Annotated in this window: 19 protein-coding genes; 13 read left to right on the top strand and 6 right to left on the bottom strand. The window is 65.5% G+C overall.

Annotation, left to right across the window (positions count from 1 at the left end; translation table 11 throughout):
* Position 1 precedes the first annotated feature (1 nt).
* Positions 2-979 (bottom strand): ABC transporter permease, encoded by a 978-nt coding sequence (locus tag QDT69_RS30910; RefSeq protein WP_279710249.1) that lies wholly within the window; start codon positions 977-979, stop codon positions 2-4.
* A 197-nt stretch (positions 980-1176) separates the two neighbouring features.
* Positions 1177-2790 (bottom strand): ABC transporter substrate-binding protein, encoded by a 1614-nt coding sequence (locus QDT69_RS30905; RefSeq protein WP_279710248.1) that lies wholly within the window; start codon positions 2788-2790, stop codon positions 1177-1179.
* A 433-nt stretch (positions 2791-3223) separates the two neighbouring features.
* Between QDT69_RS30905 and QDT69_RS30900 the strand changes: the two genes are divergently transcribed.
* Entirely contained in the window at positions 3224-3523 is a 300-nt protein-coding gene (locus tag QDT69_RS30900; protein ID WP_016843119.1) for an HU family DNA-binding protein, read from the top strand.
* A gap of 202 nt (positions 3524-3725) precedes the next feature.
* Here the strand turns inward: QDT69_RS30900 and QDT69_RS30895 are convergent, their stop codons facing one another.
* Positions 3726-4505, bottom strand: a complete 780-nt coding sequence (locus tag QDT69_RS30895) for an SDR family oxidoreductase (protein WP_279710247.1) — start codon at positions 4503-4505, stop codon at positions 3726-3728.
* Between the two features lie 500 nt (positions 4506-5005).
* The gene (locus QDT69_RS30890) at positions 5006-5992 is read right to left on the bottom strand and encodes an ABC transporter substrate-binding protein (RefSeq protein ID WP_279710246.1); all 987 of its coding nucleotides are present in this window, start codon (positions 5990-5992) and stop codon (positions 5006-5008) included.
* 471 nt (positions 5993-6463) lie between these two features.
* Between QDT69_RS30890 and QDT69_RS30885 the strand changes: the two genes are divergently transcribed.
* The 11 genes from QDT69_RS30885 to QDT69_RS30835 all read left to right on the top strand — a co-directional run bounded on the left by QDT69_RS30885 (position 6464) and on the right by QDT69_RS30835 (position 20629).
* Positions 6464-7555, top strand: a complete 1092-nt coding sequence (locus QDT69_RS30885) for an ABC transporter substrate-binding protein (protein ID WP_279710245.1) — start codon at positions 6464-6466, stop codon at positions 7553-7555.
* Positions 7533-8549 carry an ABC transporter permease subunit gene (locus tag QDT69_RS30880; protein ID WP_279710244.1) on the top strand — a complete coding sequence of 339 codons (1017 nt, stop codon included), beginning with the start codon at positions 7533-7535 and terminating at the stop codon, positions 8547-8549. The genes QDT69_RS30885 and QDT69_RS30880 overlap by 23 nt, the downstream gene beginning before the upstream one ends.
* Complete coding sequence (locus tag QDT69_RS30875) at positions 8543-9340, top strand: ABC transporter ATP-binding protein (protein WP_279710243.1); 798 nt, start codon at positions 8543-8545, stop codon at positions 9338-9340. The genes QDT69_RS30880 and QDT69_RS30875 overlap by 7 nt, the downstream gene beginning before the upstream one ends.
* Positions 9334-10506, top strand: a complete 1173-nt coding sequence (locus tag QDT69_RS30870; RefSeq protein WP_279710242.1) for an acyl-CoA/acyl-ACP dehydrogenase — start codon at positions 9334-9336, stop codon at positions 10504-10506. Before QDT69_RS30875 ends, QDT69_RS30870 begins: the two co-directional genes overlap by 7 nt.
* Before the next feature lie 33 nt (positions 10507-10539).
* Positions 10540-11634: an LLM class flavin-dependent oxidoreductase gene (locus QDT69_RS30865; RefSeq protein WP_279710241.1), complete on the top strand. Its 1095-nt coding sequence runs from the start codon at positions 10540-10542 to the stop codon at positions 11632-11634.
* Positions 11631-12572: an ABC transporter substrate-binding protein gene (locus QDT69_RS30860; protein ID WP_279710239.1), complete on the top strand. Its 942-nt coding sequence runs from the start codon at positions 11631-11633 to the stop codon at positions 12570-12572. Before QDT69_RS30865 ends, QDT69_RS30860 begins: the two co-directional genes overlap by 4 nt.
* 401 nt (positions 12573-12973) lie before the next feature.
* Positions 12974-13819: a CmcJ/NvfI family oxidoreductase gene (locus tag QDT69_RS30855; protein ID WP_279710238.1), complete on the top strand. Its 846-nt coding sequence runs from the start codon at positions 12974-12976 to the stop codon at positions 13817-13819.
* 317 nt (positions 13820-14136) lie between these two features.
* A complete protein-coding gene (locus tag QDT69_RS30850) occupies positions 14137-15396 on the top strand; it encodes an MFS transporter (protein ID WP_279710237.1) in 1260 nt (419 codons plus the stop codon).
* Between the two features lie 29 nt (positions 15397-15425).
* Positions 15426-17084, top strand: coding sequence for a hydantoinase B/oxoprolinase family protein (locus tag QDT69_RS30845; protein ID WP_279710236.1), 1659 nt, complete (start codon positions 15426-15428; stop codon positions 17082-17084).
* A gap of 6 nt (positions 17085-17090) precedes the next feature.
* Positions 17091-19130, top strand: coding sequence for a hydantoinase/oxoprolinase family protein (locus QDT69_RS30840; RefSeq protein WP_279710235.1), 2040 nt, complete (start codon positions 17091-17093; stop codon positions 19128-19130).
* Positions 19131-19396: 266 nt separating this feature from the next.
* Positions 19397-20629, top strand: a complete 1233-nt coding sequence (locus tag QDT69_RS30835; RefSeq protein WP_279710234.1) for an ABC transporter substrate-binding protein — start codon at positions 19397-19399, stop codon at positions 20627-20629.
* 310 nt (positions 20630-20939) lie between these two features.
* Here the strand turns inward: QDT69_RS30835 and QDT69_RS30830 are convergent, their stop codons facing one another.
* Together QDT69_RS30830 and QDT69_RS30825 are read right to left on the bottom strand one after the other, a co-directional pair.
* Positions 20940-22154 (bottom strand): mandelate racemase/muconate lactonizing enzyme family protein, encoded by a 1215-nt coding sequence (locus tag QDT69_RS30830; protein WP_279710233.1) that lies wholly within the window; start codon positions 22152-22154, stop codon positions 20940-20942.
* Between the two features lie 229 nt (positions 22155-22383).
* Positions 22384-23643, bottom strand: a complete 1260-nt coding sequence (locus QDT69_RS30825; protein WP_279710232.1) for an amidohydrolase family protein — start codon at positions 23641-23643, stop codon at positions 22384-22386.
* Positions 23644-23798: 155 nt separating this feature from the next.
* On the opposite strand from QDT69_RS30825, the gene QDT69_RS30820 reads away from it, so the two are divergent.
* The gene (locus QDT69_RS30820; protein ID WP_279710231.1) at positions 23799-24218 is read left to right on the top strand and encodes a nuclear transport factor 2 family protein; all 420 of its coding nucleotides are present in this window, start codon (positions 23799-23801) and stop codon (positions 24216-24218) included.
* Positions 24219-24295 lie beyond the last annotated feature (77 nt).

The raw sequence follows: 24295 nt of genomic DNA, 5'->3' as shown, positions 1-24295 counted from the left end.
GTCAGCCCTCCGCCGCGATGCGCGGATCGAGCCGCGCGTAGAGCAGGTCGACGACGAAGTTCACCGCTATGACCAGTAGCGCCGAGACGAACACGATGCCGAGCAGGGTGTTGAGGTCGCGTTGCACCACCGACTCATAGGCAAGGCGGCCGAGGCCGGGCAGGGAGAACACGCTCTCGACCACGACCGAGCCGCCGAGCATGGTGCCGGCCTGCAATCCGATCAGCGTCACCATCGGCAGCAGCGCGTTGCGCAGCACATGGCGGGTGATGACATGGGTCTCATCCAGCCCCTTGGCGCGGGCGGTGCGGACGAAATCGAGGTTCAAGACCTCGAGCATCGAGGCGCGCATGATGCGGAGATAAATCGCGAGGAAGATCAACCCGAGCGTCAGCGTCGGCAGCACCAGATGCGCGGCGATGTCGAGCACGCGCCAGATCCCGGTCTGGACGGTGCCGATGTCCTCGAAGCCACCGGGCGGCAGCCATTGCAGATAGACCGAGAACACCACGATCGCCATCAGCCCGAACCAGAACGAGGGGGTTGCGTAGAAGATCAGGCCAAGGGTCGAGATCAGCGTGTCCGGCCAGCGGTTGACGCCGCGCGAGGCGATCACGCCGAACACCAGGCCAAAGAAGAACGCGAACGACAGCGATGCCGTCATCAACAGGATGGTCGGCGGCAGCCGCTCCAGGATCACGGTCGCGACCGGCTTGCCGTAGATCGATGAGAAGCCGAGATCGAGCCGCACCAGGTGCCACAGATAGTTGCCGAGCTGCGCCGGAACCGAGAGATCGAGGCCGTAGAATTTGCGCAGCGCCTCGGCGGTCGCGGCATCGCCGCCGCCCATCTGCGCCATCAGCGCATCGACGGTGTCGCCCGGCGCGAGCTGCAACAGCAGGAACACGCCGATCAGGATCAGGAACAGGGTCGGAATCGAGGCGGCGAGCCGCCGCCCCGCAAGGCTCAGGATACGCATGACTTATCTATAGCGGTTTCGAAGGAAGTGGACACCGGCCTCTCTTACCTCGCCCCGCTTGCGGGGAGAGGTCGGATTGCATCGATAGATGCGATCCGGGTGAGGGGGTACAGGTCTATCGATGAAGCACCACTGCGGAGAGAGCCCCTCACCCCAACCCTCTCCCCGTGAAGAACGGGGAGAGGGAGAAGTGGGCCTCATGCACTCAGCCAAAGATCGTGCCAGCTCGCCGAGCCCCAGCGCGGCGTGTTGGAGTGGTTGCGGGCCTTCGCCGTGATCACGGTGACGAAGATCTGCTCGATCGGCATCCAGACCGGCAGCTCGGTGTTCACCTCCTTGACGAAATCGGCATACAGCGCCTTGCGCTTCACCGGATCGACTTCGGTCGCGGCGTTGTCGATGGTGGCATCGACGGTCTTGTCCTCCCAGCCCCATTGGTTGGTCCAGGGCGCGCCTTTGGGCTGGCCGGAGCGGTACCACACCGTGGTCGAGACCGCGGGGTCGTTGCGATACTGGTGCCAGCCGGTGGCGAGGTCGAAGGCGTGGTCGTCATAGACCTGCTTGAGGAAGCCGCCGCCATCGTTGCGCACGATGTCGACCTGGATGCCGACTTCGCCCAGCGACTGCTGGATGAAGGTCGACCACAGCGAGATGTCCTCGCCCCACGGCGCCGGCAGCAGCTTCAGCGCGAAGCGGTTGCCGCCACTGGCCTTGAAGCCTGCCTCGTCGAGCAGCGCGATCGCCTTGGCTTTGTCGTAAGGGTATTGCGGCGTGTTCGGCCCGGGATAGAAGTCGGTCGAGGTCGACGGGATCGGTCCGGTGCCGAGCTTGGCGAAATCGCCGAGGAAATTCTCGATGAAGAACGGCACGTTGATCGCATGCGCGATCGCGCGGCGGACACGGATGTCGGACAATTCCTTGCGGCGGAAGTTGAACTCGATGGTGTTGGTGCGGGCGTTGCCCTCATTGCCCTTGGTCGAAACGATGAAGCGCTTGTCCTTGCCGAGCCGCGCCATGTCCGAGATCGTGAGCCCCGAGAACGGGCTGTAGTGCAGCTCGCCGGCCTCCATCTGCGCGGCCGCGGCGGCGCGGTCGGTGATCACCTTCCAGACGATGCGGTCGAGATAGGGCGCGTTCGGCCGCCAATAGTCCGGGTTGCGGTCGGCGATGATGTATTGCCCGCGCTCATATTTGACGAATTTGAACGGGCCGGTGCCGACCGGCGCCAGATTGGTCGGGTTCTGCCTGATGTCGCCGCTCTCATAGAGATGCTTGGCGGAGACGTAGCCGAGGTCGGGCAGGGCGCGGAGCAGCAGGTTCAGTGGCATCGGCCGCTCGTAGCGGAAGATCGCGGTCTGCGGGTCCGGCGTATCGACCGAGGTGAGGAACAGCTGCAGCGTCGATCCGTAGTTGAGGATCTTCTTCCACATGTTCATCGCGGTGAAGGCGACGTCCTCCGAGGTGAACGGCTTGCCGTCATGCCAGGTGATGCCCTTGCGTAGCTTGAAGGTGACGGTCTTGCCGTCAGGGGTCGCCTCCCAGCTCTCGGCGAGCACGCCGACCGGCTGTCCCTGGGCATCGAGGTCGACCAGATTCTCCTGGATCTTGCCGCCGATGATGTAGACCCCGGTCGAGGCCTGGATGCTCGGGTTGAGCTGGCGCTGCTCGGCGCCGTAATGGACATTGAACACGCCGCCCTTGCGCGGGGTCTCCTGCGCGAACGCCCGCATCGGATTGATGACATTGGCTGCAATCGCGGCCGAGGTCAGAAGGGCCGTGCGGCGGTTGATCTCGAGGCGGCTCAAATCCATACGCGGGTCTCCAGCACTTACATAAAGGCTTGCATCGGGCGCCAGCCGATCGGCGTGGCGCTCCCTTCGCCGATGTTACCTTGGAAAGGGAACCCAAGTCATTTTCTAATGCCTCGGTCTTTTGGAGGATCGTTTCCGAAACCTGAAGTGGCGCGCCGCGGCGCCTCGCAACCCGGATTGTCCGCGGCGTTGTCGCACCTCGGCGGCGTGAGATGTGCAAAGTGATTCTCTCAACGAGGCCGTTTCGGGAGCCCCGAAGCCGCGCAAACCCTGTAATTTTAGGGGTCGGAAGTGCCTTGACTGGAAAAAACACTGGAAAAATCCCTGATTCGGGGGCTGTCCACAGCGATATTGCTGTGGGGAGTGCAGAAAACACTGTTTTTCTCGGCGTTTTCCGCCATATCGTGCCCACTCCAGAATCAATGGAGCAACCATGGCTACCCAACTGTCGAAGTCGCAAGTGATCGAGAAGATCGCGACCACCACCGAACTCTCCAAGCGCGACGTCAAGAACGTTTTGGACTCGCTCGTCGATGTCGGCCACAAGGAGCTGAAGAAGAACGGGGTGTTCCTCGTCCCCGGCTTCGCGAAGTTCGTTGTGGTCAAGAAGCCTGCGACCAAGGCGCGCAAGGGCACCAACCCCTTCACCGGCGAAGAGATGATGTTCAAGGCCAAGCCGGCCCGGAAGATCGTCCGCGCACGGCCGGTCAAGGCCGCCAAGGACGCGGTTTAAGAATAGAAGGCCTCCGGTGACGGAGGCCTTTTGCTTTTGGGCCGTTAGCCAGCCGCAGTAGGTTGCCTGCCCGCGAGAGTGTTCGAGCGAAATGGACACCGGCTCGCATGTGGAAACGCGCCGAAGCAAGCATCCGGAGCTCCGGTCCTGGTTGAGCCAAGACCGGAGTTTTGGATCACCGGAGTTCTAGATCACCGGAGTTCTAGACCACCGGCGACCGGCCACCATCGACATTGATGGCGGTGCCGGTGATGTAGGAGCCTTGCTCCGAGGCCAGGAAGCAGGCGAGGTTGGCGAACTCCTCCGCCGTGCCGATGCGGCCGAGCGGCGTGCCCTTGGCCAAGCCCTTGGCGAATTCCTCGAAATCCGTGTTCGGCGCCTGGGTGGCATGCCGCTTGACCCATTGATCGCTCATGATCAGGCCGACCAGCAGCGCATTCACCAGGATGTTGTGCTCGCCGCCCTCATTGGCCATCACCTTGGTCAGCGCCATGCCGGCGGCGCGCGACACCGAGGTCGGCGCCGAATTGCCGGCCGGCGCCTTGGCGAAGGTGTTGAGCACGTTGATGATGCGTCCCCATTTGCGCTGCTTCATGCCGCCCCAGACCAGCCGGCTGAAGCGGATCGCGGCGAACAGTTTCAGGTCGAGGTCCTCCTGCCAGGCTTCGTCGCTGATGTTCTCGAAGGCCAGCGTGCGCGCCGTGCCGGCGTTGTTGACCAGCACGTCGATCCCGCCGAGATCGGCGACGATCCGGTCATGGGCCTTGGCGATGTCGGCGGCCTTCGCGACGTCGCAGACGTAATCCCGCACCACGAGGCCGTCCTTGGCCAGCGCCTCGCGCGCCGCCGCGAGGTCGGCTGCGCCGCGGGCGAGGATCGCGACCTTGGCGCCGGACTCCGCAAATCGCCGCGCCACCGCGATCCCGATGCCCTTGCTGCCGCCGGTGACCACCGCGACGCGGTCTTTCATCGATAGGTTCATTGTTGTTCTCTCCGATGGATCAAGGTCCCGGAGAGACGCTATCAAACCGACAGCGCGACCAACAAGGTCATGCAGAGCAGGTGTGCTGTGACGATTAGTGCGAGATGGAGCGGGCCGGACATCGGATGTCTCCATTGTGGTGTGCAGTAAGAGCAGCGCAATCGCATATGATATTGCAGGTCGATCCGCGAGCTCGCTTCGCCTCTCCCGCTTGCGGGGGAGGCCGGATCGCATCGTTAGATGCGATCCGGGTGGGGGCTCTCTCCACGAGTCCCATCGCAGTGAAACCCCCACCCGAACCCTCCCCCGCAAGCGGGAGAGGGAGCGCAGTACCGATGCCGTTGCACCTCAAACCTCATATGCGATAGCCCTGCCTGAAAGGGGGAGGGCGGGGGTTGCTCTCCGCGAGCGCTGGCATTCGCGGAGAGAGCCGATCCCCACCCGGTTTGCGCTTCCGCGCAATCCGACCCCCCTTTTCAAGGGGAGGTGAGAGCGCCCGGTTAATTCAAACTTGCGGCCGCGGTAAAACTGCGGTCGACGGCCTTGCCGACATCCAGCGTCTTGCCGAGGATGCCGTAGCGGGTGGCACGGTCGGAGGCCGCCTGCACCTCCTTCACCACGGCCTCGTCGATCGCGATCGGGCTCGTCTTCTGCGCGGTGTAGGCGGCGAGCAGCACGTCCTCCGGCAGTTTTGTGAGATCGGCCGTGCTCTTCGCGTATTCGGCGAGGTGGTCGAGTGACCATAGCCGCGCCTTGTTGAGCCGCTGCACCAGGTCCTGCACTGCGGCGCGCTTGGTCGCGATGGCGTTGTCGGAGGCAACGATGAAGGTGACGGTCGGCGTCAGGCCCTCGCCGTCGGCGACGACGCGCGCCTTGTCCTTGAGCGTCGCGAAGGAGACGTAAGGCTCCCACACCGCCCAGCCGTCGATCGAGCCGGCAACCAGCGCGATCTTGGCGTCGACCGGGCCGAGCGGCGCGAAGATCGCATCCTCGATCTTGTTGCCGCTCTTCTCCAGTGTCGCGTCGATCAGGAATTGGCCCCAGCCGCCGCGCGTGCCGGCAAGGCGCTTGCCCTTCAGGTCGGCCGCCGTCTTGATCGGTGAATCCGCGCGCACCAGGATCGCCTGCGTCTTCGGATCGGCGCGCGTGCCGCCGATCGCCTTGATCGGTGCGCCCGCGGCGTAGACCGACAGGAAGGCGAGATCGCCGGTGTAGCCGACATCGAGCGCGCCGGCGTTGAGCGCCTCGAGGATCGGCGCCGCGGCAGGGAATTCCGACCATTCGATCTTGTAGGGCAGGTCCTTGGCGAAGCCGGAGATCTCGAGCAGCGAGCGGTTGCCGCCCTTCTGGTCGCCGACCCGCAGCACGATGGCGTCAGCCGCGAATGCAGCCGCGGATGTCGAGAGCGTGATCACTGCCGCAATCAGCGCGGCCGCGGTGCGGCGGGTGAAGGTATGGGGAGAGCCCGAGCGGGCGAGTTTGCGCATGTCCGTTTCTTTCTGATTCAGTCGCTGCTCGGCGAAAATCGCGGCAGCGTTCGACCAAGTCTATGAGCAACCGGCTCGCCGTCAACGAAACGGAAAACTGAAATCCGCCTGCGTGCAGCAAGGATGATCTCGCCGAACCGTCATGCGTAGAACACATCGCGCAAGCGATCTGTATCGGCTCAAATTTGGTGCAATCGATGCAGCGACGGTGCGCGTCTGTGTGACAACAACAGCGAAAATCCTTTCATCGTCGCGCGCTGCGATCGTGGAGAGTTCAGCTGCGCCGCCGACAACATTCGAAATTCCATTTCATTGACGGTGAACCTGCCGCGCCGCATCATTTGCGCGTTGCTTGAGTGCAATAGCGCCGGAGAAATCCGCTTTTTCTAAACCATGAGCTTCGAACGACGGGGCGCGCGGACGGAGACGTCTGCGCGCGGGGCGGAGCCTTGCCGAAATGCAGGAGTGAAAATGTCGACCAACAAGAAGACGGTGATGGATCGCCGCACATTGCTGCGTGCGGGCGCCGCCGCAGCGTTTGCCGCACCGCTCGGCGCCTATGGCGCGCAGGCCTTCGCGCCGCGGGCGATCACGCCCGCGATCGACTTCTCCGAATTCCCGGTCTGCAAGACCGCATCCGACGCGCCGCCTCTGACGGGCGCGCCGCGCAAGCTGAAACTGTCCTGGAACGCCGGCGCGGTCTGCCTCGCGCCACTGCCGGTCGCGATCGACCATGGCTTCTTCCAGAAGCAGAACCTCGACGTCGAGCTCGTCAACTATTCCGGCTCAACCGACCAGCTGCTGGAGGCAATCGCCACCGGCAAGAGCGATGCCGGGCTCGGCATGGCGCTGCGCTGGCTGAAGCCGCTGGAGCAGGGCTTCGACGTCAAGATCGCCGCCGGCACCCATGGCGGTTGCATGCGCGTCCTGACCCGCACCAACTCCGGCGTCGACAAGCTCGCCGATCTCAAGGGCAAGATCGTCGCGGTCGGCGACCTCGCCGGCCCCGACAAGAACTTCTTCTCGATCCAGCTCTCCAAGCTCGGCATCGATCCGGTCAAGGACGTCGACTGGCGCGCCTATCCCGGCAATCTGCTCAACGTCGCGGTCGAGAAGGGCGAGGTGCAGGCGTTCCTGTCGTCCGACCCGCTGGCCTATCTCTGGCTGAAGGATGCGCAGTACAAGGAGGTCGCCTCCAACCTCGACGGCGAATACCGCGACAAGAGCTGCTGCATCGTCGGCCTGCGCGGCAGTCTGGTCCGCGAAGAACCGCATGTCGCGCGCGCCATCACCCAGGCGCTACTGGATGCCGCAATGTTCACCTCGCAGAACCCGGACAAGGCGGCGAAATCGTTCCAGCCCTATGCGCCGAAGGCGGCGAGCCTCGCCGATCTCGAGGCGATGGCGCGCTACCACACCCATCACCACCATCCGACCGGCGAGGTGCTCAAGCGCGAGCTGAAGGGCTACGCCGACGATCTGAAATCGGTGCAGGTGTTCAAGCAGAGCACCGACACGGCCAAATTCGCGGAGCGGATCTATGTCGACGTATTCAGTGTCTGATACGGCGGCCGCAGCCGCGCCGCGCACCGCGGTCACGTTCTCGAACCTTTCCGGCAGCTACGGTGTCGGGCTCGCAGCGAGCCTCGTCTGGCTCGCCTTCGGTCTGTCATGCCTGTATTGGCCCGATGTCGGCGATTGGTCGCGGACCGGATCGCTCGGCATCGGCGCAATCGTCATCGCCGCCTTCATCCTGTTCGGCACCTTCAGCGCGGACTATCTCGGCGGCGCCGGGCAGGCGTTGCGCAAGCGCGCACCGTGGTTGGTGGCGTTCGGCGCCTTCGTGACGCTGTGGGAGGTCGCGACCGCAAAATTCGCCTGGCTGCCGCTGCCGTTCTTCCCGCCGCCGCAGGCGATCCTCGAAGTCTACACCGACGATCTGCCAAAACTGCTCGACAGCGTGTTCGCCTCGATCAAGCTGCAGCTCGGCGGCTACATCATCGGCGCGACCGTCGGCTTCATCACCGGCGTCTCGATCGGCTGGTCGCAGAAGATCGGCTATTGGGTGCACCCGGTGCTGCGCTTCATCGGCCCGCTGCCGGCCACCGCCTGGTTGCCGATCGCGTTCTTCACCTTTCCGTCGAGTTGGAGCGCCTCGACCTTCCTGATCGCGCTCGCCACCGGCTTCCCGGTGACGGTGCTGACCTGGTCCGGCGTGGCCAGCGTCAGCAGCGCCTATTACGACGTCGCGCGCACACTCGGCGCCAGGCCGTCATTCCTGGTGCTGAAGGTCGCGATCCCCGCGGCGCTGCCGCATGTGTTCGTCGGCCTGTTCATGGGGCTCGGCTCGTCCTTTGCCGTGCTGGTCGTCGCCGAGATGATCGGCGTCAAGGCCGGGCTCGGCTGGTACCTGCAATGGGCGCAGGGCTGGGCCGCCTATGCCAACATGTATGCGGCGCTGATCGTGATGTCGCTGCTGTGCTCCGGCGCGATCACGCTGCTGTTCCGCACCCGTGACCGCCTGCTGGTCTGGCAGAAGGGTGTGGTCAAATGGTAGTGCAATCCGCAGCCGAAGCGATCACCTATCCCGCCGTCGGCGCCGAACTCGACATCGAAGGCGTCAGCCACGCGTTCGACATCGATGGCGCCACGCTGCCGGTGCTCGACAATGTCAATCTCTCGATCGCGCCGGGCGAGTTCGTCGCGCTGCTCGGTCCGTCCGGTTGCGGCAAGTCGACCCTGCTGCGGCTGGTGGCGGGGCTGGAGAAGCCGCGCACCGGCGCGCTGCGCGAAGACGAAGTCCGCATCACGGGCCCGCATCCGTCGCGCGTCGTCGTGTTCCAGGATCCGACGCTGTTTCCCTGGCGCACGGTGTGGGACAATGTCGCGCTCGGGCTGGAGGCGCAGGGTATCCTGAAGGCGCAGCGGCATCGGGTCGATGCCGTGATCGATCTGGTCGGCCTGTCCTCGTTCCGCAACGCCTATCCGCACCAGCTCTCCGGCGGCATGGCGCAGCGTGTGGCGCTGGCGCGCGCGCTGGTCAACGATCCGAAGATCCTGGTGCTCGACGAGCCGCTCGGCAAGCTCGACTCGCTGACGCGGATCGCGATGCAGTCCGAGCTGGTGGCGCTGTGGCAGCGCAAGGGTTTTACCACGCTGCTCGTCACCCACGACGTCGAGGAGGCGCTGGTGCTCGCCAACCGCGTCATCGTGCTGTCCGATCGGCCGGCGCGGATCAAGGCCGATATCGCGGTCGCCCGTCCATACCCGCGGCATCGCGGCGATCCCTATCTCGCGGAGCTGCGCAAGCAGATCCTCGGCCTGCTCGGGCTGGAGGCGACATGGTGACATCTGCGGCCAAGGAGTTGCCGGCGACGAGCGAGCCGGAGCCCATCGCGCGCACGTTGCGGCTCGCCGAGGTGTTTGCGGCGCGCGCGCCCGCGCATGATCGCGACGCCAGCTTTCCTTTCGAGAATTTCGCCGATCTCGCCCGCGAAGGCCTGCTGGCGCTCACCGTGCCGGTGGCGCTCGGCGGGGCAGGGGCGGGTGCGCGCGATGCCACGCGCGTGCTCGGCATCATCGGCAAGGCCGATCCGTCGACCGCGCTGGTGCTGTCGATGCATTACATCCAGCATCTGGTGATGGCGCGCAGCACGCGCTGGCCTGCGCGTCTGTCGCGCAAGCTCGCCAGGGAAACGGTCGAAGGCGTGGCCCTGATCAACGCGCTGCGTGTCGAGCCCGAGCTCGGCTCGCCCGCGCGCGGCGGACTGCCGGCGACCACGGCACGCCGCACCGAAACCGGCTGGCGGCTGACCGGCCGCAAGATCTATTCGACCGGTGCGCCGATCCTGAAATGGTACGCGGTCTGGGCGAAGACCGACGAGCAGGAGACCCGTGTCGGGCAGTTTCTGGTTCCGGCTGGATTGCCGGGAACGCGGATCGAGGAAACCTGGGATCATCTCGGCCTGCGCGCCAGCGGCAGCCACACCGTGATCTTCGACGACGTCGTGTTTCCGTTGGACTACGAGATCGACGTCCGCAAGCCCGACGATTGGAAGGTTCCGGACGTTACCCAGGCGACCGTGCATGCGATCTTCGTTGCCGCGATCTATGACGGTATCGCCCGCGCCGCCCGCGACTGGCTGGTCAAATTCCTCAAGGAGCGGGTGCCCGCCAATCTCGGCGCGCCGCTGGCGGCGCTGCCGCGGATGCAGGAGGTCGTCGGCGGGATCGAGGCGCGGCTTGCGGTGAATGCGCGGCTGATCGACAGCTTTGCTTCCGATTTCGATAATGGCTTTCCGCTGTCCGCGATCGAGGCTAACATCATCAAGCTGACGGTGACCAATAACGCCGCAGCAGTGGTGGAGGATGCCTTGTCGCTGACCAGCAATCACGGCCTGTCGCGAACCAATCCGCTGGAGCGGCATTATCGCGATGTATTATGCGGCCGCGTCCATACTCCGCAAGACGATGCCACCCGTGTCTCCGCCGGACGCTTCGCGCTGGGCGTCTGAAAACAACAGCCAACAACAACGGAGTTATCAGTCATGCCGGTCGAGTTCATCGGCTTCATCACCAACAACAATGCCTCCGAGACCATCGTCCGGTCAGGGCCGGTGCTCGATCCGCCCTATATCGAGACGGTGGCGAAAGCCCATGAGCTCGCCGGTTTCGATCGCGCGCTGCTGGCGTTCCACTCGACGACGCCGGATGCATTGCAGGTCGCGCAGCATGTCCTCACCATCACCAAGCAGCTCAAGGTGATGATTGCGCAGCGGCCGGGCTTCACCGCGCCGACGCTGCTGGCGCGCCAGCTCGCGACGCTGGATCAGTTCTACGGCGGCCGGGTCTCGCTGCACGTCATCACCGGCGGCAACGCCATCGAGCTGCGCCAGGACGGCAACACGCTCGACGACAAGGACGAGCGCTACGCCCGCACCAGCGAATTCCTCGACGTGGTGCGGCTGGAATGGACCAGCGAGAAGCCGTTCAACTACACCGGCAAGTATTACAACGTCGAGAACGGCTTCTCGCAGGTGAAGCCGCTGCAGAAGGGCGGCATCTACACCTTCGTCGGCGGCGGCTCGGACGCCGCGGTCGAGGTCGCCGGCAAGCACGCCGACACGTTCGCGCTGTGGGGTGAGTCCTACGCCCAGGTGCGCGACGTCACCGCGCGGGTGCGCGCCGCCGCGGCCAAGCACGGCCGGCCGACGCCGCGCTTCAGCCTGTCGGTCCGCCCGATCCTCGCCGACACCGAGGAGAAGGCGTGGGCGAAGGCCGAGCACATCCTCGAGCGCGCCACGGCTTTGCAGGACCAGACCGGTTACCGCCGGCCCAATCACGCGACTGATGGCGCCAAGCGGCTGCTGGCGCTGGCGGATCAAGGCACCCGGATCGACAAGCGGCTGTGGACCGAGATCGCAAAGCTCACGGGCGCCAACAGCAATACGACGGCGCTGGTCGGCACGCCCGAGCAGGTCGCCGAGGTGTTTGCAGATTATTACGATCTCGGCGTCAGCCACTTCCTGATCCGCGGCTTCGATCCGCTGGTCGATGCGATCGACTATGGCCGTGAGCTGATCCCACTGACCCGCAAGCTGATCGCCGCGCGCGATGAGCAGCGGGGGATCGCCGCCGAATGATCCGTCTCATCGTCGCGGCAGCGTTTGCGCTCGCCGCCATCGACGTTGCTGCCGCGCAGACCACGCTGCGCGTCGGCGACCAGAAGGGCAATTCGCAGGCCGTGATGGAAGCGGCCGGTGTGCTCAGGGATATCCCTTACAAGATCGAGTGGAAGGAGTTCGCCGCGGCCGCGCCGCTGCTGGAAGCGCTCGGGGCAGGCGCGATCGACACCGGCCTGGTCGGGGACGCGCCGTTTACGTTCGCGGCCGCATCGAAAATTCCGGTCAAGGCGATCGCGGCCGTGCGGCAGTCGCGCGACGGGCTTGCGGTCGTGGTGCCGGAGAACTCCGCGATCAGGAGCTTTGACGATTTGCGCGGCAAGAAGATCGCAACCGGCCGCGGCTCGATCGGTCATCAGCTGATCCTCGCGGCGCTGGAATCCAGGGGTTGGCAGGCGAGCGACGTGCAGATCGTGTTCCTCGCGCCGTCGGATGCCAAGGTCGCCTACACGCAAGGCTCGGTCGACGCCTGGTCGACCTGGGAGCCTTATGTCAGCCAGGAGGAGGTGCTGTTCAAGTCGCGCCGCGTCATCACGGCCGACGGCATCACGCCCGGGTTGGGCTTTCAGGTCGCGACGCCGGATGCGATCAACGGCAAGCGCGCCGAGCTAGAAGATTTCGTGCGCCGCCTCGCCGCCGCACGCGCATGGTCGCAGAACAATGTCGAGGGTTATGCTGCGACCTGGGGCAGACTGATGAATATCCCGCCGGCTGTGCCGCTGAACTGGCTGACCCGGGCCAGGATCCGCATCGCGCCGATCGACGACGGCGTGGTTGCCGACGAGCAGAAGACCATCGATCTCTACGACCGCTGGGGCCTGATCCGCCAGAAGATCAATGCCGCCGACATCGTCGACCGCTCGTTTGCCGCGGCGGTGGAGAAGGGCGCGGGGCTGTAAAGCGAATGCGTGATCTCTGGTGCTTGCGCCGCGCATGTTGAGAGAGCGTGCCGTGTGGCACCCCTCTCCCTATCCCTCCCCCGCAAGGGGGGAGGGAACCCGTCCGTCCGTGCCTCCCTCACATCGGTGCAGCTCGCGTAGGATCTTTGCCTTCGTGAGGTGAGCACGTTGGTCGGGCTCCCTCCCCCCTTGCGGGGGAGGGTGGGGAGAGGGTAGCCGCGAGCGCGCCTGTTCGAATGACCGCGCGAAATAACCATCCACTTCGCGATGATGACACCGGAAGGAATTTTCCCGTTCCGTACCGGAGAGAACAGCAGCGTTGCTATTTTCGCCGCGCCCTTGTCACCCCGGCCGCCGCCGCCAAGATCAAACAGACCAACAATCGAGTCCGGGAGATCACCATGGGCCTTCAACAAACTCGTATCGAGTCGCTGCCGTTTGTGACTGCTGAGCTGAACTACCTCGCGCCGACGCCGGGCAAGCCCCGGACCTACGCCTTCGACCCGCCGCCGGGCGAGCCCAAATCCACCGCGCTGCCCGAACCCCACAACGTTCCGATCTTCGACGGGCGCTTGATATCAGACAGCTTCTCGCTCGACCGCGAGGGCTTTGCGCTGGTCAAGCATCCGACCGTCGTGAAGGACTATTACGACGACAACGAAGTCCGCAACGTCTACTACCCGGCCGTCGAAGCTTTCCTCAAGGCGACGCTGAAGGCCGATCGCGTCTTCATCTTCGACCACACCGTGCGCAAGCGCGTCGAGGGTGCCGCCGATATCCGCGGCGGCGGTCCGCGCCAGCCCGCGACGCGCGTCCATGTCGACCAGACCGCTGTCTCCGGCCATAACCGTGTGTTCGAGCATCTGCCTGACGAGGCCGAGCAGCTCGTCAAGGGCCGTGTCCAGGTGATCAATCTGTGGCGCCCGATCCGCGGTCCGCTGCGCGATTCGCCGCTGGCGATGGCCGACGGCACCACGATCGCGCCGGAGGACCTGATCGCTTCGGATCTGATCTATCCGAACCGCAGCGGCGAGACCTATTCGGTGAAGTACAATCCGAACCATCGCTGGTTCTACATTCCCGAGATGACGCCGGACGAGGCGATCCTGCTGAAATGCTACGACTCGGCGACCGACGGCCGGACGCGGTTTGGCCCGCATACGGCGTTCGTCGACCCGACCACGCCGGCCGACGCTGCGCCGCGCGAGAGCATCGAGCTGCGGACCCTGGTGTTCCATAAGCAGTAGTTGCCGAAGCTAACCGCGAAATCGGTGGACTCCCTCTCCCGCTTGCGGGGGAGGCATAGGCGGCCTTCGGCCGCCGTTCCTGAGAACACGCCGATGCGAAGCATCGGCTACGGGTGGGGGCTCTCTCCACGAGTCGTATCGTGGAGAGAGCCCCCACCCGGACCGCATCTGACGATGCGATCCGGCCTCCCCCGCAAGCGGGAGAGGCAAGGCGAATCCGCGGATAGGCTGAGCCCATCGGCGCTGCCGCGAAAGTTGGCACCATCAGCCTAATAATGTTACGCCCGTCCCCGCGATGCTTGGGGAATAGGCGATTCATGGACGGCGTGGTGACGAAGGGAGAGGCGGGGATCGGGTTCCGCGCCCTGGTTCTTGCACTTCTGGCATTGGCCTCTGGCCACATGCTGTCGACGTTGCTGCGGACGATCCCGGCGATCAGCCTCGATCTGATGGCACGCGACTTCGGCACCTCGCCGCAGGCGCTGGCGAGCCTCACCTCGATCTATCATTTCTCCTTTGCCGCCTCGCAGATCCCGGTCGGCGCCGCGATGGACCGCTTTGGCGTGCGGCCGGTGTCGCTGAGCCTGCTCGCCGGTACCGTGGTCGGGACGTTGGTCTCGGCGATCGCGACGGGGCCCGCGAGCTTCGTGCTCGGACAATTGATGCTCGGCGTCGCCACCTCGGGCATGCTGATGTGCCCGATGACGCTCGCCGCCAAGCAGATGTCGGCGGCGAAGTTCGGCCTGTGGTCGGGCCTGATCCTCTCGATCGGCAATATCGGCATGCTGTTGTCGGCGAGCCCGCTGGCCTTCGTGGTCGATCAGTTCGGCTGGCGCGCCGGCTTCTGGGTCTCGGCCGGCTTCGGTATTGCGGTGCTGATCGCGGTGTTCGCGCTGGTACCGCGGCAGCCGGCGGCGCATGCGGATGATTCCTCGCCGCTGCATCAGATGGCCGAGGTGCTGCGGCTCGGCCTGTCGCGCGGCCTGCGCGGGCTGATCGCGCTGTCGCTGGTGTCGCTCGGCGCGTCGCTGACCTTGCGCGGCTTGTGGGGCGGGCCGTGGCTGATGGATGTGAAGGGGTTGAGCCGCATCGAGGCCGGCAATTTGCTCGGCCTGTTCACGCTGGCGATGATCATTGGCCCGGCCTGTATCGGCGCCTTCGATCGCAAGTTCGGGCACCGTCGCACCATGGTGGCGGCAACCCATGCTATCGCCGCACTGCTGCTGGTAGCGATGGCGGCCGGCGCGCCGCATTTCCCGATCTCGAACCTGTTCGGCGTTGCCGTGATGCCGACGCAATATGACCTGGTGCTGCTGGTCCTGATCGGGCTCGCGACATCTGCGCAGCCGCTGATCTACGGCATGACGCGGCAACTGGTCGACGCGCAGAATACCGGCAAGGCGCTGTCGTCGGTCAATCTCGCGTTCTTCCTCGGCGCGGCGCTGCTGCAATCGAGCACCGCCGGCGTCGCGGCGCTGTTCGGGCTGCCCGCGGTGCTGCTGTTCATCGCCGCCGCGCTGGCGATCGGGATCGTGCTGTTTTGGCTCTATACCTCGACGGCGGCGGCGATAAGATAGCGGCCTGTTCCACCGCTCCCGGAAGTCACGTGTCCACGCCCGCCAAGATCGATCCGATCACCCGCTCCGTCGTCCAGCACCGCCTGTCGTCGATCGTCAAGGAGATGGGCGAAGCCATGCTTCGCACCTCCTATTCCCAGATCCTCAATTCCAGCCGCGATTTCTCGCTGGCGATCTGTGATACCGGCGGGCGGCTGATCGCGCAGGCCGATCACATCCCGGTGCATGTCGGCGCCCTGCCCTGGGCGACGCTCGCGGTAGAGGAACGCTTCAAGGATGTCGCGCCCGGCGACGTCATCCTGCTCAACGATCCCTATCAGGGCGGCAGTCACCTGCCTGACCTGACCGCGTTCGTGCCGGTGTTCGACGGCGGCAAGCGATTGCTCTGGACCATCGTGCGCGCGCACCAGAGCGACATCGGCGGCGCCACCCACGGCGCCTACAATCCCGGCGCTACCGAGATCTACCAGGAAGGCATCCGCATTCCGCCGATCAAGCTCTACGAGGCCGGCAAGCCGCGCGAGGATCTGCTCGACCTGCTGGCCTTGAACATCCGCAACCCCCGTGAATTCCGCGGCGACCTCGCGGCGATGCTGGGCGCCGCGCATCTCGGCGAGCGACGGGTTGCAAAACTGTTCAGCGAGTTCGGCGCGGAGACGGTGGAAGCCGCGATCGAAGCGATCCTTGACGCGACCGAGCAGCAGACCCGCGCGGTGGTGTCCTCCTGGAAGGACGGCGTGTTCTATGGCGAGGCTTTGCTGGACGACGACGGCCATGGCCGCACCGACATCAAGATCGCCGCCAAGGTGACCAAGAAGGGCAGTGACATCGAGGTCGACCTCACTGGCTCCGATCCGCAGTCGACCAGCTTCGTCAACTCGTCGCATGCCAATATGCAGGCTGCGGTCGCGATGGCGTTTGCCTATCTGATCGACGCCGATATCCCCAAGAACACCGGCGCGCTGCGACCGCTCAAGGTGGTGGCGAAGCAGGGCACCATCGTGTGGGCCGATCCCGGCCGCCCCGTCACCTTGTGCACCAGCCATCCCTCCAACGAGATCGTCGAAGCGATCATCAAGGCGATGTCGGCGTCGTGCCCGGATCGCGTGATGGGCGGCTGGGGCAGGCGCTTCCGCATCGCGATCCAGGGCGAGGATCCGCGCAACGGGCGCAATTTCATCTGGCACATGTTCCAGGCGCGGCCGGGTGGCGGTGCCTCGATCGGTGGCGACGGCTATTCCTCGATCGGCGAATGGCACACAGTCGGCGGTCTCAAATTCGGCAGCATCGAGGTCGCCGAGGTGCGCTTCCCCCTGCATTTCCGCCAGCACGAGTTCCGGCCGGATTCCGGCGGCGACGGCCAGCATCGCGGCGGCCTCGGCGTGGCGCTCGACATGGTACTGGAGACGCAGAAGCCCGCCAAAGGCAACACCGCCGGCGACGGCGCGCGCCATGGCCCCTGCGGCATGCTCGGCGGCAGCGACGGCGAGCCGCATCATTACCGGTTGCTCTCGGAAGGCCGCGAGCCGCGCGTGCTCAAGACAAAAGAGGTCGGCATCGAGCTGCGCCCTGGCGACTGCCTCGAGGTCCGCTCGTCCGGCGGCGGCGGCTGGGGGCCGCCTGAGAAGCGGTCGGCGGAGGCGCGGGCGCGCGACGCTGAGCAGGGTCTGGTTTCGAAGGCGGTGTAGGTAAGCATGTACACGATTGGAGTCGACGTCGGCGGAACCTACACCGACCTGGTTGCAACTGACAAAACCGGGCGCACCGTTTTCGCGAAATCACCGTCCACGCCGGCCGATCAGTCGCTCGGGGTGATGGCGGGACTGGACGAGCTGGCGCGCCGCCTCGGAGTCACGCGCGCGGCGATGCTGGCCGAGACCGATCGGCTGGTGCACGGCACGACGGTTGCGACCAATGCGTTGCTGGAACGCAAGGGCGCCAGGGTCGCGCTGCTGACCACCGAGGGCCATCGCGACGTCGTCGAGATGCGCGAGGGGCTGAAGCCGGATCGCTACGATCTGCGCACGCCGCCGCCCGAGCCGCTGGTGCCGCGCGAGCGCCGCCTCGGCGTGCGCGAGCGGCTGAAGGCGGACGGCAGCGCGGCGATCGCACTCGATGCCACAGCGCTCGGCGAGGTCATCGCCGAGGTGAAACGGTCGGGCGCGAACTCCGTCGCGGTCTGCTTCCTGCACGCCTATCTCAATCCGGCGCATGAGCTCGCCGCGGTCGAGCGGCTGGCGAAGGAGCTGCCCGATGTCAGCGTGTCGCGCTCCAGCGACGTGCTTCCGCAGATCAAGGAATATGAGCGCGTCTCGACCACGATCGTGAACGCCTATGTCGAGCCGACGGTGCGGCGCTACCTCACCAATCTGGAGCGCAGCCTGCATGAGGCCGGCTTCAAGGGATCGCTGTTCGTCGTGCTGTCGCATGGCGGCATGGCGCCGGTGGAGGAGGCCTCGCGGCTCGCCGCGGGCACTGTGCTGTCCGGCCCGGCCGGCGGCATCTCCGGCAGCCGCCGTTGCGCCGAGATGCTCGGGATTCCCGATCTCGTGCCGTTCGACATGGGCGGCACCTCGACCGATATCTCGCTGATCGCAGACGGCGAGGCGTCGTTGTCGGCCGACGGCATGCTCGCGGGCCAGCGCATCGCGCTGCGCAGCCTCGACATCGCCAGCATCGCCGCCGGCGGCGGCTCGATCGCCAGCGTCGACGGGAGCCGCACCTTGCGGGTCGGGCCGGAGAGCGCGGGCTCGGTGCCGGGCCCGGCCTGCTACGGCAATGGCGGCACGGCGGCTGCCGTCACCGACGCCAATGTCGTGCTCGGTTATCTCGATGCCGCCGCCTTCATGGGCGGCGCGCGGCCGCTCGATCGTGCGGCATCGGAAGCCGCCGTCGACCGCATCGCGAAAGCGCTCGAACTGTCGCGGATCGAGGCCGCCGCCGGCATCTACAAGATGATCAATCTGAAGATGGCCGACGGCATCCGCCTGATGACCTTGCGCCGCGGCGTCGACCCGCGCAAATTCGCGCTGCTCAGCTTCGGCGGCGCCGCCGGCATGCACGCGGCCGAAGTCGCGCGCGAGCTCGAGATCAAGCGCATCATCGTGCCGACGGTGGCTTCCGTGCTGTCGGCCTGGGGCATGCTGACCAGCGATCTGCGCTACGAGGTCAGCCGCACCCATTACGGTACGGGCCGGATTTCCGCCGATGAGGTGCGGGCGCTGTTCGCCGCGCTGGAGGAGCAGGCCGCCGGCCGGCTGCGCGACTGGTTCAAGGGTGACATCGCGATCGAGCGCTCGGCCGAGATGCGCTACGGCGAACAGGTGTTCGAGATCGACGTGCCGCTCGGCGACCTCGATCTCGGCGCTGCCGACCTCGTCGCGCAGATCGAGGAGCGCTTCCATCGCCGCCACGAAGAGCTCTACACCTATGCCTCGCCCGGGCAGGAGGTGGTGTTCGTCAATGCCCGCGTCGCCGCGGTCGGTAAGGTTGCGCGCGGCAGCATTGATGCCGGAAAGGCCAGCTCGGCTGCGCCCTGTGCGCCGCGCGGCAAGCGGCAGGCCTGGCTCGGGGCCTGGCGCGAGGTGCCGGTCTATGCGCTCGACGATCTCAAGCCGGGCCATTCGCTGGCCGGACCCGCGATCATTGAGGCCGAAACCACGACGGTGCTGGTCGATGACGGTGATTGCGTCACGGTCAATCCGCTGGGCTGGCTCGACATAACATTGCGCTGAACATTGCGCTGATCGCCGTGCGGGGACTGCGCTCCCTCTCCCGCTTGCGGGGGAGGGTTGGGGTGGGGTCTCTCCACGAGTCAAATTGCGGAGAAAGCCCCCACCCGGATCGCATCTTCGATGCAATCCGACCTCCCCGCAAGCGGGAGAGGTGAAGACAGGTCCGCCTCCGCCATCAACATTTCATTTTTCCGTCCTTGGCTTGGGCGATAAAGTCCGCTCGCTGGGAGGGAGCGCCGGCCTGCGCCGGCGTTGTGGCGATGTTGATGCAAACAAAAAGACAAACTGCGCTTTCGATATTGCTTATCCTTGCAGCTGTTCTCGCGGCGGCGCCGTTGCGCGCGCAGCAGGCGCAGGATGCAGCCGGCAGCGAGATCCGCGTCGGCAATGTTATGCCCTACACCGGGCCGCTCGCCGCGTTCGCGACCATCGGGCGCGCCGAAGCCGCCTATTTCGACATGATCAACGAGCATGGCGGCATCAACGGCCGCAAGGTCAAGTTCGTCTCGGTCGATGACAGCTCCAATCCGAAGACCGCGATGGAGCAGACCCGCGATCTCGTCGAGAAGCAGGACGTGTTGCTGATGTTCGGCTCGTTCGGCACGCCGAGCAACCTCGCGGTCCGAAAATACCTCAACGAGAGGAAGATCCCGCAGCTGTTCGTTGCCTCCGGCGACGAGGAGTGGGCGCATCCGAGGGCCTTCCCCTGGACCATGGGTTGGCAGCCGACCTTCCGCGCCGAAGGGCAGATCTACGCCAACTACATCCAGGCCGCCTATCCCTCCCGCAAGATCGCGGTGCTCTGGCAGAACGACCAGTTCGGCCGCGACCTGTTCAGGGGATTGCAGGAGGGGCTCGGCGACACCGCAGGGATGATCGTCGCCGATCTCGCCTTCGACGCATCGGAGACCGCGATCCAGAACCAGATCGGAATCTTGAAGAACTCTGGCGCCGACATCCTTGTGTTCGACGGCGCCCCGGCGATCGCGGCGCGCGCGATCCGCGTCGCCGCCGACCTCGACTGGCATCCGGTGTTCATCCTCGACAATGCGTCGGCCTCGATCGCGAGCGCATTGCGGCCTGCGGGCCTGCAAAATTCGCTCGGCGTGATCTCGACCTCGTTCCTGAAGGATGCCGGCGATGCCGCCTGGAAGAACGACCCGCAGATCAAGGCGTGGGACGCCTTCATGGACAAGTACTACCCCGACGGCGACAAGGACGACATCTACGCCGTGTTCGGCTATGCCGCCGCCGACACGCTGATGCAGGTGCTGCGCCAGTGCGGCGACGACCTGTCGCGCGACAACATCATGCGGCAGGCGGCCTCGCTGAAGGACTATCAGAGCCCGATCGCGCTGCCCGGGATCGTGATCAACACCGGACCGAAGGATTTCCGCCCGATCAAGCAGATGCGGCTGGTGCAGTTTGACGGCAACGCCTGGCAGCCGATCGGCGACGTGATCGAGAGCGCGTTCACGGCGGTGCGCGAGGACAATTGAGGCGCGGTGGCCACTCCATCACCGTCATCCTGAGGAGGCCGCGCAGCGGCCGTCTCGAAGGGTCGACGGCCCGACTGTGGCCGTGCATCCTTCGAGGCTCGCTCCGCTCGCACCTCAGGATGACGGTGATAGCGTGTACTGTTTCCCATCCATTGCAATGGGTCGTCCCGGCGAAGGCCGGGACCCATTACCCCAGCTGGCGATTGGTTTACTCCGCTGGGGCAAGATCCTTTTTCACACCACGCAGCGGTGGTTATGGGTCCCGGCCTTCGCCGGGACGACGATGGGGTGAGGGCTGGGGCGATAGTCCTTACTTCTTCAGCCCGTAATTTAAGAGCCCGCCCTTGTTCTTCGGCGGATGCGCGCGCAGGCCTTCCTCATTTGGCTCGGTGCCCCAGCCCGGGCGATCCGGGATCACGAGATGGCCGTCGACAAACTCAGGCACGTGGGTGAACAGCTCGTGGTCCCAGGCCAGGCGGTCGATGTCGGTCTCCATGATCCGCAAATTCGGCACCGCGGCGCAGAAATGCGCGTTCATCATGGTGCAGAGGTGGCCGTAGAAATTATGCGGCGCGACGTTGACCTCGAAATGCTCGGCGGCGGCGGCGATCTTCATCGACTGCCAGACGCCGTTCCACGGCGTGTCGATGATCGCGACGTCCATCGCCTGCTCGGTGAAATAGGGCAGGAATTCGCGCAAGCCCAGCAGCGTCTCGCAGGACGAGATCGGGTGCGGGCTCTGGCGGCGGATATAGCCGAGCGCCTGCGGATTGAAGGTGTCGATCTCGACCCAGAACATGTCCATCTTCTCGATGGCGCGCAGGATCTTCAGATAGCCCTCGGTCTTGGCGTTGAAGTTGAGATCGAGCAGCAGATCGACATCCGGCCCGGCGCCGTCGCGGATCGCCTCTAGATGCATGCAGAGATTGCGCAGCACCGTGCGGTCGATATTGATCTCGGGCTGGAACGGCGAGCCGAAGCCGGGACGCCAGCCCTGCGGCTTGCCGTCGGTGTAGACGAAGATGTTGGTCTTCATCGCCGTGAATTTCTTCTCGCGCACCTCGGCGCCGATCGCTTTGACGCCGTCGAGATCAGTGATCGCCGGCTTGTACCAGTCGGGATGGTTGATGCGCCAGGTCGCGCAATGCGACCAGTAGACCCGCACGCGGTCGCGGATCTTGCCGCCGAGCAGATCGTAGCAGGGCACGCCGAGCGCCTTGGCCTTGACGTCGAGCAGCGCGTTCTCGATCGCCCCGAGCGCCAGCGCCACCACGCCGCCGGCGGCGGGACGCGTCGCTGCGAACAGCTCGACATAGATCGGCTCGTGCTCGAACGCGTTCTTGCCGACCACCCGCGCCGACAGCCGCTCGATCGCCGCCGTCACGCCGGGCGCGCCGAAACCCTCGTCATACTCGCTCCAGCCGACCAGGCCGTCGGTGGTCGTCACCTTGACGAAGTGATAATTCCGCCAGCCGGCATCGCAGGCGAGCGTCTCGACGCTTTTGATCGTGGTGGATTTGCTCATGGTTTCCCGCCCGGCTTTTGTTGATGTTGGGCAAGTTCAACAACGGATCGACGAAGGCGTCAATTCGCACCAGGGCAGGGCGACAATGCGCGCAGGTTGGTGCTGCGTCACACAGTCGCTTCGCGCGCTGCCCACTCACCCCGTCATCCTGAGGAGCGCGTAGCGCGTCTCGAAGGATGCACGGCCCCGCTGGTGGCCGTCGACCCTTCGAGACGCGCAAGGGCGCTCCTCAGGGTGACGGGGAGAGTCTGGTGCCAGCCCGGAACAGCGTCGGCCGTTGCCGCTCGAACGTCTTGCGGCCGTTCTTGTAACCCATCAGCACGTCCGGCAATTCGGCGATCGCGTTGGATCCGCTGTCGGTATCGAGCACGACGATGTCGGCGGGATTGCCGACCGCGATGCCGTAGTCGCGCAGGTTCATCAGCCGCGCCGGTAGATCGGTGACGAGATCGAGACAGGTGTCGAATTCACCGATCCCGGCATGTGCGGCATTGGCGTAGAGGTTGGCCATCCGCAGCAGCGATGCGTCGCCGAACGGCGTGAAGGGATTTTGCACGTTGTTGGTCGCGACCGAGCACAGCACGCCATCGGCAATCAGCCGGTGCGCGGCGGTCAACCCGCGCGGCGCATTGTGGGTAGCATCGCGCCCCATCAGATAGAGGTCGGTCGCGGGCAGCACGGTGACCGCAACGCCGGCCCCGGCAAGCCGCGCGCTCGCCGCCTTCAGCCGCTCCGGCGGCAGCGCCGACAGTTTTGTCGCGTGCCCGATCGCGACGCGGCCGTGATAGTTGCGCCGCTCGGTCTGCCGGCAGACTTCCTCCATGTGCCACCAAGAGGGATCGAGGTCGAAATCGAGATGCAGGTCGACATCGAGGTCGAAGTGCTGCGCGAGATCGAAGATGCGCGCGATATGCGCGTTCGGATCGGTGTCGACATAGGGGCAGCCGCCGATCGCCTCGGCGCCGTCGTTGAGCGCGGCGACCAGCAGCTCGTCGGCGCCGGGATCGTTGGTCAGGCCCTCCTGCGGGAAGACACAAAGGGAGAGGTCGAGCGCCCAGGTATAGTCCCGCTTCAGCGCCTTGACCGCCTCGAACCCGCGCAGCCCGATCCGCGGGTCGATCTCGACATGGGTCCGCATCCGTGTGGTGCCCGCGGTGATCGCGCGCTCGATCACCTTGGCGCCGCGCGCATAAACATCCTCGACCGTGAAGTCGCGCTTCATCGCCGACACCGCGCGGATCGCCTCGCCGAGGCTCGCATGGTCGTGGCCGCAGCGGCCGAGCAGGCAGGCTTTGTCGAGATGGATGTGGGTGTCGACGAAGCCCGGCAGCACCAGCCGCCCGCCCAGGTCAACCTCGACGGCCTCGCAGGAAAGGCGCGGCGCGATCGCGGCGATCCTGCCGTCGGCGATGCCGATATCGACCGCCGACGCGGATGAGCGCGTCACGGCATGACGGAGGACCAGGTCGAAGGCAGGTTTCGCAGTCATCGCGGAAGAAACATCGGGGTGGTCCTAGCCTAGCGGAAGGGCAGGGAATCGGCAGCGTCAGATTGTGTGCAGTTTGCACACCGGATTGTCTAAAAAATATGCATACACTTTTGCGGCCGGATTGTAGAGTCCCGATCGTCCCAGGAGGTCCCGCCGTGTCCGTTACCGCTAAAGCCGATGCCCGCCCGCTATCCGATGCCGAGATCGTGGAAGCCTATCTGACCGCGTCGATGATCCCCGATCCCGACGCGGCGGCGGCCTATATGAAGCCGGGCACGGTGATCACCTTCACCGGCGGGCGCGAATTCGACCATCCCCGCGGGCCGACCGGCTTCAACGCCAGGCGCTATCGCTGGGTGAAAAAGCGGATGGATCGCTTCGACGTCTGCCCCGGCACCGGCGAGACCGTCGTCTACAGCGTCGGCACGCTGTACGGCGAATGGATCGATGGCACGCCGTTCGAAGGCAACCGCTATGTCGATCGTTTCGTCGTGAAGGGCGGGCAGATCGTCAAGATGGACGTCTGGAACGACAGCGCCGAGCGGATTTTGCTGCAGCGGGGGATTGAGGCTTAAGATGCGCGCTTCACTCTAAACCCGTCTTCCTGAGGTGGCCGCTTCTTCAGCGGCCCTCGAAGAATCGACGGCCACCG

The organism is Bradyrhizobium sp. CER78 (genome assembly GCF_029846235.1).
Lineage (GTDB): Bacteria > Pseudomonadota > Alphaproteobacteria > Rhizobiales > Xanthobacteraceae > Bradyrhizobium.
This window is presented reverse-complemented; position numbering and strand designations above follow the sequence as displayed.